12 protein-coding genes are annotated in these 12,556 nt (G+C 42.2%); 4 read left to right on the top strand and 8 right to left on the bottom strand.

Features of this window, described 5'->3' with window-relative positions; translation table 11 throughout:
* The first annotated feature begins 42 nt into the window (after positions 1-42).
* A complete protein-coding gene (locus PH210_RS16240; protein WP_289986951.1) occupies positions 43-897 on the top strand; it encodes an HAD family hydrolase in 855 nt (284 codons plus the stop codon).
* Between the two features lie 33 nt (positions 898-930).
* Here PH210_RS16240 and PH210_RS16235 read toward each other — a convergent pair whose 3' ends face one another.
* From PH210_RS16235 to PH210_RS16205, 7 genes are all read right to left on the bottom strand, one after another.
* Positions 931-1,833, bottom strand: coding sequence for a FixH family protein (locus tag PH210_RS16235; protein ID WP_289986949.1), 903 nt, complete (start codon positions 1,831-1,833; stop codon positions 931-933).
* Positions 1,830-2,507 (bottom strand): ABC transporter ATP-binding protein, encoded by a 678-nt coding sequence (locus PH210_RS16230; RefSeq protein WP_289986948.1) that lies wholly within the window; start codon positions 2,505-2,507, stop codon positions 1,830-1,832. Before PH210_RS16230 ends, PH210_RS16235 begins: the two co-directional genes overlap by 4 nt.
* Entirely contained in the window at positions 2,504-3,301 is a 798-nt protein-coding gene (locus tag PH210_RS16225; protein ID WP_289986947.1) for an ABC transporter permease, read from the bottom strand. The genes PH210_RS16230 and PH210_RS16225 overlap by 4 nt, the downstream gene beginning before the upstream one ends.
* A complete protein-coding gene (nosD, locus tag PH210_RS16220) occupies positions 3,265-4,605 on the bottom strand; it encodes a nitrous oxide reductase family maturation protein NosD (protein WP_289986946.1) in 1,341 nt (446 codons plus the stop codon). Before nosD ends, PH210_RS16225 begins: the two co-directional genes overlap by 37 nt.
* Before the next feature lies 1 nt (position 4,606).
* Positions 4,607-5,176 carry a hypothetical protein gene (locus tag PH210_RS16215; RefSeq protein ID WP_354669997.1) on the bottom strand — a complete coding sequence of 190 codons (570 nt, stop codon included), beginning with the start codon at positions 5,174-5,176 and terminating at the stop codon, positions 4,607-4,609.
* A gap of 79 nt (positions 5,177-5,255) precedes the next feature.
* Positions 5,256-7,124 (bottom strand): Sec-dependent nitrous-oxide reductase, encoded by a 1,869-nt coding sequence (nosZ, locus tag PH210_RS16210; RefSeq protein ID WP_289986944.1) that lies wholly within the window; start codon positions 7,122-7,124, stop codon positions 5,256-5,258.
* A gap of 21 nt (positions 7,125-7,145) precedes the next feature.
* Complete coding sequence (locus tag PH210_RS16205) at positions 7,146-7,589, bottom strand: cytochrome C (RefSeq protein ID WP_289986943.1); 444 nt, start codon at positions 7,587-7,589, stop codon at positions 7,146-7,148.
* A gap of 465 nt (positions 7,590-8,054) precedes the next feature.
* On the opposite strand from PH210_RS16205, the gene PH210_RS16200 reads away from it, so the two are divergent.
* The 3 genes from PH210_RS16200 (at position 8,055) to PH210_RS16190 (ending at position 11,808) form a co-directional block, all read left to right on the top strand.
* Positions 8,055-8,732 (top strand): Crp/Fnr family transcriptional regulator, encoded by a 678-nt coding sequence (locus PH210_RS16200; protein ID WP_289986940.1) that lies wholly within the window; start codon positions 8,055-8,057, stop codon positions 8,730-8,732.
* Between the two features lie 490 nt (positions 8,733-9,222).
* On the top strand, positions 9,223-10,203 hold the full coding sequence (locus PH210_RS16195; RefSeq protein WP_289986939.1) for an L-threonine 3-dehydrogenase: 981 nt from the start codon (positions 9,223-9,225) through the stop codon (positions 10,201-10,203).
* Positions 10,204-10,410: 207 nt separating this feature from the next.
* Positions 10,411-11,808: an amino acid permease gene (locus PH210_RS16190; RefSeq protein ID WP_289986938.1), complete on the top strand. Its 1,398-nt coding sequence runs from the start codon at positions 10,411-10,413 to the stop codon at positions 11,806-11,808.
* Positions 11,809-11,878: 70 nt separating this feature from the next.
* On the opposite strand, the gene bshB2 is transcribed toward PH210_RS16190, so the two are convergent.
* Positions 11,879-12,550: a bacillithiol biosynthesis deacetylase BshB2 gene (gene bshB2, locus PH210_RS16185; protein ID WP_289986937.1), complete on the bottom strand. Its 672-nt coding sequence runs from the start codon at positions 12,548-12,550 to the stop codon at positions 11,879-11,881.
* Between the last annotated feature and the right edge of the window lie 6 nt (positions 12,551-12,556).

The following is a 12,556-nucleotide window of genomic DNA, read 5'->3' as shown; positions in this document are numbered from 1 at the left end:
TCATGTTAGAATGTCTTTATCAAAAAATAGGAGCTGGACAACATGATTAAGTGTATTGCATCAGACATGGATGGAACCTTATTAAACAGTATTCAACAAATCACACCGGAAAATAAAGCGGCCATTTTAAAAGCGCAAGAGCAGGGTATCGAGTTTGTCGTCGCGACAGGAAGGTCATATCAGGAGGCAACCTTCGTGTTGGCTGAGTCGGACCTAAAATGCCCGATTATTTGTGTGAACGGGGCGGAGGTACGCTCGAAAGATGGCGAGATTATTTCTGCAAACCCAATTAGCAAGGAATTGGCAAGGAAAGCAGCAGCCACGCTAACGGAGCATGATATTTATTTTGAAGTCTACACAAACCAAGGTACGTTCTCGCTTGATTCGGAAAAAGCAGTTTCTATTCTCGTTGATATTGTGATGAGCGCGAATCCGGATTTGAATCGGGAGGAGATTGTTTATAAGGCAGGGGCACGGGTACGAAATGGCCTAGTTCATGAAGTGGAGGATTACCAGATGATTTTTGCAGATGAAAATCACCAGATTTATAAATTACTGGCGTTCTCTTTTGATGCAGACAGACTTGAAGCGGCTAACAATGCCCTTGTTGCAATTGAAGAATTGGAGATTTCCTCATCTGGTCATGAAAACATTGAAATTACCCATAAAAATGCCCAAAAAGGAATTGCGCTGGAGTCGTTTGTGAAAACAAACGGGATAGATTTATCTGAGACAATGGCGATGGGTGATAATTTGAATGATGTTTCGATGTTCGAACGCGTAGGAAGAGCGGTCGCAATGGGCAATGCCAGCTACTACATAAAGTCACTTTGTGACCACGTGACAGACACCAATGAAGAAAGCGGAGTGGCAAAGGCAATTTTGGAAGTACTTTAGAAAGGAAAGGCACCGCGATGAACCGCGGTGCTTTTATAGTACTTCTATTTTTAACGAGTTCACCTGGGAAACTAATAGCTCTTCGTAAGCCTTTTGTGCAAGATAATAGACTTCTTGTTCGCCGACATTCGGATTTTCCTTTTTAACCTTCTCAATAACGTCCTTTTGTACCTTTTGAGAAAGAACGATTAATTGATACTGCTGCTTTTCGGTTGCCCAAAACTTGTCTTCGCCGTACTCTTGGATCAAACCTTTGGAGGACTCAAATTGATTATATTGATCGCGGGCTTTAGCAACGGCCTGTTCAACTTCGGCATCTGTTGACCTATGTCCTTTTTCATTGGCCAGCATCGCCATTGCGCGCAAGCGGATAATTTGCGTTAATAATTGGTTTTTATCATCATTGATTTTTTCCTGTGAATCAAGATAGGCGAGTTCTTCCTCTAACTGCTTGCCGGTATATTTTTTTTTGGCCGCCTCGCGGTTGATTTCCAGCTGCAGCTTATTAATAAACTGATAAAAAGCAATGTCATCCTTTGTGATCCATTTACCGTTAATTTTGGCCACGCCTTTAGGCTTGTGAACATTAAGGTTGATGACTTTCTCCGTTTTATCTCCATCATTTTTGAGCGTAAACGCTGCTTCATATTTACCGCCCATTGGCAGCTTCACATTGCCTGAGTAAGTGCCATCTTTCCCTTCCGCTAACTTCACATCATAGGTGCCATGGTCCATATTTGTCATCGATATCTGAGCTGACACATCCAGCCCCTTGACCGCTTTTTTATTTTCGGTTACTTTAATTTCAAAAGGCAGCACCGTGTCCTTTTGGAAATAAAGATCTTTTGTCACTTCAATTTTATATTCAGGCCCCTTGCTGCAGCCGGCCAACAAGGCAATCAAAAGCAGCAAGGGGAATAGTAGGCGTTTCATCATGACGCATTTCCTCCTAATTGGTGAGTTTGTAAAAATTTTTTAACTGTATACTTTTCCATTTTTCCATTATCTAAATAAGCAACATGTGTGCAGACCTGCTTGATTTCATCGAGATGGTGCGAGGAGAGCAGGATGGTCTTATCATGAAGATTCCGGAGGACTTCCAAAATTTCCTTTCTTCCCATCGGGTCGATGCCGCTTGTCGGTTCATCGAGAATCAGAATGCTCGCATCTTGATAGAGGGTGATGGCTAAGCCAAGGCGCTGCAGCATTCCTTTTGAGTAGGACTTAACCTGGACATAACGGTCATCCCAAAGACTTACCGATTTCAACACCTGTTCCATCCGGCCAAGGTCACCCTTTTTAAAAACCGCTTCCGCAAAAAACGTCATATTTTCAAGCCCCGTCAGCATCGGATACAGCATAAATTTTTCCGGAAGATAAGCAATGGTCTTTTTCCATACCTGACTTTTTTTCGTGACTTCGATTCCGTTTATCGAAATGGTCCCCTGTTTAACCGGGAGCAGTCCGAGCAGGCTGTTAATAAATGTCGATTTACCGGCCCCGTTTCGGCCGACAAGGGCACAGATCTCATTTTTTTCAATTTCGATTGAAATCGAATCCAATACCGTCTTTTTCCCGAAGGATTGGTTTAAATTTGTCACTCTAATCATTCGTAGCCCTCCTTGCGGTTAAAAACAATCGCTGTACTAAAAGAAACAGTAAGCCAGAAAATCAAATTTCCGAGTAAAAAGAACACGGGCTTCGTCCACATAAACGCTTGCAAAAGCCTTGACATATGGCCGAAGGAGTAGACGCCCATACCGGTTTCTAAAAACATCCTGACTGACTGCAGCGGATTTAAGAAATAAACCGCTGAGAAGAATTTGACATTTTCATACTGAACATCCGGCAAAAAGGATAGCAAAATAAAATCATGCAAGAAGAAAAAGTAAAACCAGACAAAAATGGTTATCCCTAAAATTTGCATCCGTGAACGGCTAATACTGCCAATCGCAGTGCCCATTTGCAAAAACACCAGCGCTATGCAAATAGCAGCAATCATAAAAATCAAATAGCTTTTGATATCGAGTTGAAAGTTAAATTTTAATAATAATAGATAGATAAAAAACCAAGTAAGGATCGGAACAAGTACAACGGTATAAAGCCCTAAGCTTTTTCGAGCCAAAAAGCTGGAGTAATTGTCCTTCTTCGTCAGCAGCATAATCAGCGTTTTTTGTTCCTTTTCCTGAAAAATTGAAAAGGCGCCGATAAACAAACAAAGGATTGGGATAAAGTAGATCAGCGTATCGAACAAATTGATTAATAGAATATAAAAGCCTTTATCAAATGAAAGGTTGGTCGAGCGGAACAAAATACTAATGCTTAAGAGCACGATAATGCTTAAACTGAGCCACAGGCCTTTACCCCTTATATTTTCCTTCCATTCCTTCCAAATGTAATGCATAGCCTTTGTCTCCCCTTTAGTAAAATCAGTACCACAAGCACCCCTAACACGAAAAATAGAATCGTATGCGGCTTGCCCTTTGCGGCAGTTAACGGGTGAGAATCCTTAAACATTGTATCCTCATCCTTCAGCGTGGCATTGATTTTTTCATAGATCGATATTGCTGGACTTTTTAAAAATAAATACGTAAGTTCTTGATCCTCGATTAATTGATATAACGAGGAACGATAGGTGACCGGAAAATCGCCGATGCCGTCTTGGTTTAAATCGGTGAGCGGAAACGCACGTCCCCAATCATTGCCTTTCCCATGCTTGCTCCAGGAATTATGCTCGCCTGTACCGCCAAGGGTTACAGCAGGAATGGTATTTTCAGAGATGTGATTTAACGTGAACGTCTGGTCATTGGAGCTGGCCCACAGTTCAATGCCAATTTGGTTCTGGACAATATGGTTGTTTTTAATGGTGTTTCGCGTTGCCTGATCAATGTAAAGGCCCCGTTGGTTCATGTAAAAGGTGTTACCCGCTATATAATTATCATTGGCCTGCAGAAGCATTAGGCCAAATGATTGATTTCCATAGTTAACGATAAATTGATTATCTTCTAATTTAAGATGGTTTGAGTTCATGATGGCGGCTCCGCCGGTGTTCATGGTAAAGGTATTTTTCTTGAAAATATTCTCATCGGAATACATATAGTGCAAGCCATACCGGGTATTGCTGATATTGTTTTCATAGCTTTTATTGTTGTTGGCATAATCGAAGAACATCCCGTCACGGGTGCCGTCGATCGTATTGTGTTCGAGCAGATTATCATTGGCATAATAAATGTGAAGTCCATTCCCCTGGGCGGCAATTTCGCCTTTGCCCATGCCTTTGATGTTATTATTACGGATGATATTATAGTGTGCCTGACTTAAATAAATGCCGTGAAAGGAATGGCGGATCAAGACATCCTCCACCACATTATTGTTTGTATAGATCTTGATGCCTGCATATTCTTCAGCCGAATTGCGGTCCATACTGCTGTGGGTCACGGTTAGGCGGCTAAGTTTCACCTTTGGAGCTTTAATGGAAATGACATTTCCCGTTCCGTCTCCCTTGATCACGGTATTACTAGAACCCATAATCGTCATACTTTTGTTGATGACGATATTGCCTTCATACGTCTTATTTTCCAGTCTCAATACCGCCCCCTCTTTCATGGAGTCGATCATTGCCTGAAGGTTTTCGGCTGCCATATTTCTCTCAGGTTTCACGAATAAAAAGAGAGAAAAAACTAAAGAGATGAGCGTGAGTTTTTTCATTTTACTTTCGATCCTTCCATAACGGAATTAATAATAATAGAAACGCTGCAATCACAAGATACATTCCAGTCCCAAACAGGCTGGTTGTATGAAAGTTTGCAATCGTATTGTGGCCCAAAATCGGCGGGATAAAGGGATCAATTTTAATCGGTGCTTCTGGGCTTAAATTTGTTCCAAACTTTTTCAAGGCGGAATGGAGATCAAGAACGCCAATCAGGCCGCCAATGGCAAAAACGCCAATCAATCCATAAAGAACCGGCTTTTTCCGAAGCAGCGCTGTTAATAGAGTAATAGCTGCTAAGCCTCCAATTAAATAAGGCAGGTACTGAAGCTCAGGGAAGTTTGCTTCACTGAAGTTGGCCATTCCGATATAGTGATTCAGTCCGTTCACGATATCAATTTGACCCTCAAGCTTATTCGGAAAAACAATGATATTTAGCCCCTCTGGATATTGCGGGGCAATGAACACCATTTTCCACCATGGGAAAAAGAGAGAGCCTGCAATCAAAATGGCTGATACCGTTAAAATGAAGGAAGAAACCACTGATAACTTTTTACGGGTGCCAATCAAGTTAACCACTCCTAATATAGTGTTAATTAAGGAAAAGGCGAGGGTACCAATTGATCTAATTGATACCCATCACCAATGACTAATTCTTTGGTTTTACTAGGAAGTAACCGGTCATTTCCTGGTGAAGTGCTGAACAGAAATTTGAGCAGTAAAGCGGGAAGGTGCCGGCTTTTTTGGCAATAAATTTCATTGTGTTTGTCTGGCCAGGCTGTACTTCCATGTTTAAGTTATAGCTGTTGATGGCAAAGCCGTGTGTGATGTCTTCATCGAAATCAATATTCGTCAAATGGATGGTGACTTCATCGCCCTCATTGACTTCAATCACATCAGGACGTTTTGCTTTCGCATCAAAGATAAACTTCGAGCGCATCGCGATTCCATATACATCGACTTTGTTTCCATTGCGGACAATTCGTGCATCAGACTTTTTATAAACAGCGTCTTTGTTCTTTTCATCCTTAGGGTAAACGTTAATCGTCTTGATCTTATCGGCTTTAATCATTTGTGCGTAGTGCGGCTCTGGGTTAACCGGAGCAGATTGGATGACCTTCATTTTGCCGCTGATGTCGATTAACTGCATGGACTCAGGGTGTGAAGGACCAACAGACAAGTAGCTGTCTTTCGCAATCTTGTTAAGGGCAACTAGGTACTTGCCGTCCGGTGAAACGGTGTCGCCTTCAGCAGCTACAGAGTGACCTGGAGAGTATTGTACAGGTACACGGTCTAAAGTTTTACCAGTGTTTGGATCCCATTTTACAACCTCAGAAGAGATGAACATCGTTGTATATGCCATGCCTTTGTCATCAAATTGAGTATGTAGCGGTCCAAGCGCGTTTTCTGGGTTTACTTCTCTTTCCATAACAGACTTGTAGTTAAGAATTGGAATACCGTTGCGGTTGCCGGCAAAGTCTTTGTTTTCAACTGCTTTAAATGCTTTTTCAAATGAGAATACAGTCATCGTAGGTGCCAGTTTACCGGAAGCAATGAAGCGTGTGCCGTCTGGCGTTACGTCAACGCCGTGTGGTGACTTTGCAACCGGAATTAAATAGATGCCGCCTTTTTGTTTTTCAGGGAAAATCATTTTTTGGCCGTTAACATCCTCATACTTGCCGTCCTTGACCATTTTCTCAAGCTCTTTCCAGTTAAAAAGAACAATATAGTCACGGTCTGCCTGTGACGCGTTGATTTCAAGGTTTGTCGTTGATTCTTCCGTATTATAAGTTGTTAGTACAGCCCAATCCTTGGAGATTTTTTTACCAGCATCAGAAAGGTCGTAGGACCATGGCGGAAGTGCCACTTGGTAAGCAATATTGAGCTTTTCTTTGTTTTGGTCGAACGTTACGGCAGACATTACACCGCGGTATTTCGTGCTGTAGTCATCTAGTGATTCGTACTTTTGGCCAAGCGGTACAGCGAAACGAGTTGGCAGGAACATGTACTCGGTATTTTCGGTAACGAAGGCCGCACAGTGCGGGCCGCTTGTGTTAGGAACCTGAATAATGTCCTTTACAGTAAAGGTTTTTAAATCCATGGCCGCCGCACGGCTGTTACCAACGTCGGTTGCAAACATAAATTTACCGTCATAGTCACCGTTTGTTTCTGAGAAGGCTGGGTGGTGAAGGTCTCCCCATGTATAGTCACCCATTAATTTCTTGGAATGCTCATCAAAGCCATATCCTGTTGCCGAATCTGGTGAGAAAACAGGAATGGTACGAATTTGACGCATCGATGGAACACCGTAAATAAACATTTGTCCTGAGTGTCCGCCGGAGGCGAATAAATAGTAATCATCTTTTTTGCCAAACGGAATATAAACTTTTTCAGCATCAGTTTTGTTGCTGGAGGATGCCGCTTCCGTATTGGTCTTTGCGGAGAAATCAGCAAACGAGATTGTGGCAGCTACAAAGCCGGCAAGTAATCCCGATGCGATTGGAATCCATTTTTTCATATTCTTACACCACCTTTTTGATTATTTAGCTTCAGATGCTTGCTTAAGGAGATCTAGGACCTGCTTGCGCTCGTCATCTGTTAATGGATTTTTACCGATGACGCCAGACATAACAGCTGAAGTAGGCGCCTTAAGGAATTCTTCAATTGGCTTGCCGTGCTTGCCTTCCACATTTACAGAGGCTTGGGAAAGATCCGGTCCGACGGCACCGCCTTTTAGATTAAGAGCTTCCACGCTGTGACAGCCAAGGCATCCTTTTTTATTTAGGATGGTATCCGCGTTTGCCGATGAAGTTTTTGCGGGTTCCTCTTTAGCTTCTGTGGTTGTAGTCGTTGTTTGCTTTGAATCAGCTTGAGCGGTTTGCGGCTGTTTTGCGGAGTCTCCCATGATGACCCCAAAAACAAGGTAGCCTAAACCAAAGCCAAGCAGCGCGCAAATGACAAAATTCATAATGGCTTTATTCATTTTGATTTGACCCTCCTTTTTGTCTAATGAACAACTTTATCCTACCCGCAGCGTCTCCGTTAAATTGTGATGCATCTCACACCTTTTCGATTATTTTTGAACGTTCTGTGAAAGGGCTCCCAAACCATAGGAATGACGCATTTTAAAAAATTGAACGTTTTGTGAATATCGTCACTACATCTTTGAAATAAGAGGTTTACAATAGTTGAAAATACTGATTAGATGTTGCCCCATGTTGATTGGAGCGGAAGGCACGAGACTCTTGCGGGAGGACGGGACAGGGGAGACCCCGCAGGCGCGCAATTCGCCGATGAGGCTCATGAACAGCCCGCGAACCGCCCGTGCCTGGAGCGGAAATCAACATGCAAATTAAAAGAAATCAAAAAAGGTGGTGGGAGGATGCAGCGAGTTGATTGCTTAAACGATCCGCATCTTGTTGTTTATCAATAGGTGAAAAAAGCTGATTTGCTTCGGAAAATTGTCATCTTTAACGATCTATCAGAAAAATCACTAAGTGTAATCGAAAAAAGAATCCAAACGCTAGAGTTAAAAAAAGGGGATCAGGTTATTTCCGAGGAACAAATTGCCAAAGGAGTATATTTTGTTCACTCTGGCGCAGTTAAACTGACGAAACAGGATGAAAACGGGAATGAAATCATTGTTTGTGTGAAACAAAAAGGAGATGCCTTTGCAGAGACATGCTTGTTCACACAAAGGACAGAATGTTACCCGGCCACGGCAACCATGCTCCAGGATGGAAAGCTGCTCTTTTTGGATAAGCTGGAATTGGAGCAGGAGTTATACCAGCATCCTGAGCTTTCGATGCAAAAGATTCGTTATATGAGTGATGCGCTTAGGGAAATGACCTCGCAATTGCGGGACGTTGCCCTTCTTGATGTCTACGTAAAGACCGTAAAGACGCTAGAGCGGCTTGGGAAGAAGTTTAATACAGGGGTAAACAGGTGGAATATTGAAATTCCGTTAACCGTTCAGGAATTTGCCACTGTGGTTGGAACTTCGCGAGAAAGCGTGAGCCGGGTATTTTCACGGCTAAAAAAAGAGGAAATGATCGATTTGAAGTCGCGGAAAATCATTATTCTTGATTGGTACAAGTTTTGTACGCTGCTGCAGAGGGAATTTTAAGGTCAATTATTAGTTTTGTCTATATTTTTGGTGGTATTGTCTATTTTTTTGATAGGTTTGTCTATTTTTTCATAGGTTTTGTCTATATTTTTAAGAACTTTGTCTATTTTTCAAAAGGGTTTGTCTAATTAAACATTATTTGGAAAAAAATCTCCTGGCGATAGAGAACTTGTGTATTATAATATGAATGATTAGGCACAAAGAAAAAGAGGGATTCCCGGTAGTTTGGGAGCCCCTCTTTTGGCTTATTTAAGAATTTGGTGTAGTCAACAGTCAACTACTCATCTAGGTCTTTAGAATGACAAGCGAGTTATCTGAATGATTAGACTTATTCAAATTATATTGACAGTATTTAAATAGGATAATAGAATGGCTATGATTATAGGAAACTGTATCTTTCAATTACAGTTTTCGTTGAATTTTTTTCCTATTGTTTGAAATCGCTTTCAACACAATTGATTTAGGAAGAAACCACAGGAGGTCCCATAGTATGAAAAAAATTCTTATAACTGGCAGTCTCGGCCAAATCGGATCCGAATTGACGCACCGTCTCCGGGAAGTGTACGGAACAGAAAACGTTATAGCAACAGACATTCGCCATATTGAAGGCAATCCCGTCATTGAAGGCGGTACATTTGAAATCCTTGATGTTATGGATTACGAAGCAATGCGGAGCCTTTGCAAAAAATATGAAGTGGATACACTTATGCATCTTGCCGCATTATTATCGGCAGTAGGAGAAGCAAAACCAAAATTCGCATGGGATCTGAATATGGGAGGTCTTATGAACGCCCTTGAAGTTTCCCGTGAGTTAAATCTGAAACTCTTTACACCTAGCTCCATCGCTGCTTTCGGACCTGGAACGCCGGCCGATATGACACCGCAGGATACGGTTCAACGACCTGCCACTATGTATGGAGTTACAAAGGTTGCTGGAGAATTGCTTTGCGACTACTATTTCACTAAATATGGTGTAGATGTACGCGGAGTAAGATTCCCTGGATTAATCTCATACAAGACTCTTCCTGGTGGAGGTACAACCGACTACGCCGTAGATATATACTATGAAGCTCTTAAAAACAAAAAATATACATCCTTCATTAGCAAAGGAACTTTTATGGACATGATGTATATGCCTGATGCGATCGATGCAATCATTCAGTTGATGGAGGCAGACCCGTCTAGATTGAAGCACCGCAATGCGTTTAACATCACTGCTATGAGCTTTGAGCCGGAACAAATTGCTGCATCAATTAAGAAATTCATTCCTGAATTTGAGATGTCATACAATGTTGATCCTGTGCGCCAAGGCATTGCAGACTCATGGCCAAATAGCATTGATGCCTCTGCTGCACGTGAGGAATGGGATTTTAATCCTCAATACGACTTGGATCGTATGACGAAAGATATGCTTGAAAACTTATCTGAGAAATTAGGCATTCCTATTAGGGAGCTTGCATTAGCCTATTAATTTTTGAAAACTAGGTAAAAGGAATAAATATCCGTCTATGAAACTATTATAATCCATCCGTATAAAAAAGACAATTGTATTTTTAGGGTGGACTACTTCCTGGGAATTATGTTATCGTAAGTTATCCTACAATAACAAAATATGAACAAAGGCTTATATGAATCTTGCTTAAAATTTGAGAATAAGCAGTACAGGGGAGGAAACGAAATGGCAAACAAGGAATTGAGCAGAGGTTTAAGTTCGCGCCATATTCAGATGATTGCTTTGGGTGGAACGATTGGAGTAGGTCTGTTTATGGGATCTTCCAGCACAATTGGCTGGACGGGTCCATCTGTCATGCTGGCTTATGGAATTACAGGGATTTTTCTTTATTTGATTATGCGTGCCATGGGCGAAATGCTCTATTTGGAACCTAGTACAGGTTCATTCGCAACATTTGGATATAAGTATATCCATCCACTAGCAGGATATATGACTGCCTGGAGCAACTGGTTCCAATGGGTAGTTGTCGGTATGTCAGAAGTTATCGCGATAGGCGCCTATATGCAGTATTGGTATCCGGATCTTCCTGCATGGATTCCAGGACTTATCGCAATGGTTATTCTTGGAACAGCAAACTTTATTTCTGTTAAATCATTTGGTGAATTCGAATTTTGGTTTGCGCTAATTAAAGTAGTTACGATTGTATTGATGATTGTGGCAGGTTTTGGCTTGATTTTCTTCGGCTTTGGCAACGGGGGAGAAGCGATTGGCCTATCAAATCTCTGGAAAAATGGCGGCTTCTTTACCGGCGGATTAAAAGGCTTCCTCTTTGCTCTATCACTTGTTGTTGGTGCATATCAAGGTGTAGAACTTATCGGTATTACAGCTGGTGAAGCGAAAGATCCTCAGAAAACATTAAGAAACGCGATCCAAAGTACAATTTGGCGTATTCTTGTATTCTATATCGGTGCAATTTTTGTTATTGTTACAGTTTATCCTTGGGATAAATTGACTTCTCTCGGCAGCCCGTTCGTAGCAACTTTTGCAAAAATCGGTATTACAGCTGCAGCTGGAATCATTAACTTTGTTGTTATTACAGCTGCGATGTCAGGCTGTAACAGCGGTATCTACAGCGCGGGACGCATGCTTTATACTCTTGGCGTCAATGGACAAGCCCCAAAATACTTTGCGAAGGTTTCCAGCAATGGAGTGCCTTTAGTCGGTACAATCGGCGTACTGATCGGCCTTGGCGTTGGCGTAGTGTTAAGTTATCTTGCACCAGAAAAGCTGTTTGTGTATGTTTATGCGGCGAGTGTTCTTCCTGGGATGGTTCCTTGGTTTGTCATCCTGATCAGCCAGACCAGGTTTAGGAAGGTCCATGCAGATAAAATGGCCAGCCATCCATTTAAAATGCCGTTTGCGCCTGTTACTAACTATGTGACGATCGCCTATCTCGTAGCGGTGCTTGTCGGTATGTGGTTCAATGAAGACACGCGTGTTTCACTGATTGCGGGTATTGTCTTCCTGGCTATCGTGGCCATCAGCTATTATGCTTTCGGAATCAACAAACGTGTACCTGCCGAGCTCCAGTCAGATGATAAGACTGATAGGAAAGCGGTATAAATATTACTAATTAATAAAAGCCGCTCTTTTTAAATCAGAAGAGCGGCTTTTTATATTCAGTACAGACTTCTTAGTTAGCAAACTTATATGTCCAAAACCGTTCGTTGTTGATCCAAACCATAATTTGCGGATCTTGGTTTTTCAACTTTTCCTCTACATCTTTAAACATCTGCTCGGTCTGGGAGCGGTGCGCCTGAATAGCGGCGAGCTTTTGTTTAGCGACAGGGGTGATGTTGTTGATAATGTCGGCTTCGCCAAGCTCCTCGACACAATTATTTGAAAAAGCGACACAGTGTAACGTTGGCCGCGCGGCGGCAGGCAGCTTTTCAACAGCTCTCACGACAGCCGCACCGGTGGCGTCATGGTCTGGGTGAACGGAATAGCCGGGATAAAAAGTAATGATTAAGGAAGGATTTAATTCCTCAATCAATGCAGACATGGTATTTGTCAGCTTTTCTTCATCCTCAAATTCAATGGTTTTATCGCGGAAGCCTAGCATCCTGAGATCCTGAATGCCGAGAACCCTGGCAGCCTCCTGCAGTTCTTTTTTTCTGATTTTAGGAAGGTTTTCCCGATTTGTAAACGGAGGATTCCCCATGTTTCGTCCCATTTCCCCCAGGGTTAAACAAGCATACGTTACCGGGGTTCCATTTTGCACATGTGTGGCAATCGTTCCGGATACTCCAAATGCCTCATCATCAGGGTGAGGGAAAACGACCAGGACTTGACGTTCTTTTTCCATCTTCAT

The organism is Paenibacillus sp. BSR1-1 (assembly GCF_030403775.1).
GTDB lineage: Bacteria > Bacillota > Bacilli > Bacillales > Cytobacillaceae > Neobacillus.
The sequence above is the reverse complement of the archived record's forward strand: the minus strand, read 5'-3'. Positions and strand labels throughout refer to the sequence as shown.